The 1,664-nt window shown below is 53.7% G+C and carries 2 protein-coding genes; one reads left to right on the top strand and one right to left on the bottom strand.

Annotated elements, in window-relative coordinates:
• The coding region (locus ACRESJ_RS21695; protein ID WP_431759736.1) for an SLATT domain-containing protein at nucleotides 1–574 on the top strand (574 nt) is incomplete at its 5' end.
• 6 nt (nucleotides 575–580) lie between these two features.
• Here the strand turns inward: ACRESJ_RS21695 and ACRESJ_RS21690 are convergent.
• A complete protein-coding gene (locus ACRESJ_RS21690) occupies nucleotides 581–1,474 on the bottom strand; it encodes an HAD family hydrolase (protein WP_431759735.1) in 894 nt (297 codons plus the stop codon).
• Nucleotides 1,475–1,664 lie beyond the last annotated feature (190 nt).

Below are 1,664 nucleotides of genomic sequence, written 5' to 3'. Positions count from 1 at the left end.
GCGCCTCGACCTCCAAGTCTCACCTTTTCCAGTAACCACTCCAGACGACTGGCGTGACCCTGAGCGCGCACTCCAAGAACTATTTGAGTACTCGGAGGGACGCGACACCCAAATCAGCGCATGGTATCTAACGACAAGCGGATCAAGAGGGGTTTCCTCGCAGCTCCTACGCGCTCTCGCGATGGTTTGTGGCGCCCTAAGAGGCCCTCTGATTCAGTTGCTCGTGCCGAGCCAGAACGCAGTCTCGTTGGGCTACGCATTTTTGTTACTCGCGGCAACGCTGGTGGCATTTGACAAATTCTTCGGTTTGTCCGCGGGCTGGATGCGCGACATATCAGCAAGCCAGGAAGTCTCTCGGCTTCTTGTCGCCTTTCGGCCTCACTGGTCGCAACTTTCTTTCAAAGCGAAGGCCGATGGGGAAGCTAACGTCCGAAAACGCCTTCAATTTCTTATCCAATTTAACAAGCAAATCGACGATGTGGTAAAGCTCGAAACTTTGGCCTGGGAAACAGAAATCGGTGCGTTGGTCGCTCAGCTACAGAACGAACGATCAGCTGCAATCAATACGAATTGACCGTCTCTAAGTAGTCGCGTTAGGCTCGCCGTTGTGCGCTGTAAACACATACTCTTCTAAGAGCTGCCCAAATCTGGTAATCGAGCGGTACTTCAGCTTGAGGGGCACATGACCCGACCTTTCGCTATCGACGGCTGCGACGCTCTCCCCTGCCCAATGAGATACGTGAACTAGTTTCTCCCATAGTTCTTTCTGGTTGCTTGACCCATACTTAGCCCATGCCGCCAAAACGCCAGCCTGATTGGCCATCTGCACGTCCCGACTCAAACTATCTCCAACGTAGAGGGTCCGGCTTGGAACAGCATGGATTTCATTAAGCAGTACTCGCAATGCCTCAGGGTCTGGCTTGCGGGCCACTGTAGGCAAAACAAGGACACGCTGGCCAGAACCTTTAGAGTCTCTACCCTGCGGGTGCGAAAGGCCATTCCACTTACTAGCGAAAACTTTATCAAAAAAGTCCGCAATCTTAAGCTTCTGAAGACGGTATTCGATGTTTACTACCGTCGCCTCTGTGTGACCGAACACGCGGCACCCAGCGGCGCGCACTGTGGCCAAAGTAGATGCGACTTCCGGATACAAGCGAAGGCGGGTGGCGCGCTCCTTGTTGAAAGCGCGAAATGCGGGCTGGAGTGCGTCATGAGCCTCCTGCCGAGTCGCCCGTGGGAACGCTGATTGAACCAACCTGGTTTCCAGCAGCGCGAACGGATGCTCGGTGTTACCGTACGTCCGATGGACTTCACGAAGTTCGCGCAGAACTAGTTCTGTTGGCACATGTAGTAGTTTGCCGACTACCTCGGCCATCGCGTAGAGCGCCGGGACAAAGAACGCCACCCAGTCATACAGTGTGTTATCCATGTCAAGGATAAGTGCGTCTACCTTGGGGCGTTCGTTCTCACTCACGGCTTACCTTCCGCCAAGCGGACAAAACCGTCCGCTTGCCTGCTTCTGAAAGTCGTATGTCAGCGTTCCAACTCATAAATCTGCTGAACTCACCGCTATTCTTGCTTCTATACATTTCAAGCTGCACGTGAGGGCCACAGACCCTGATTAGGTTGAAGTAGTTACATTCACCCTCGACAGAGGTGGAGCC

This window comes from Pseudomonas sp., assembly GCF_050739655.1.
Lineage (GTDB): Bacteria > Pseudomonadota > Gammaproteobacteria > Pseudomonadales > Pseudomonadaceae > Aquipseudomonas.
This window is presented reverse-complemented; position numbering and strand designations above follow the sequence as displayed.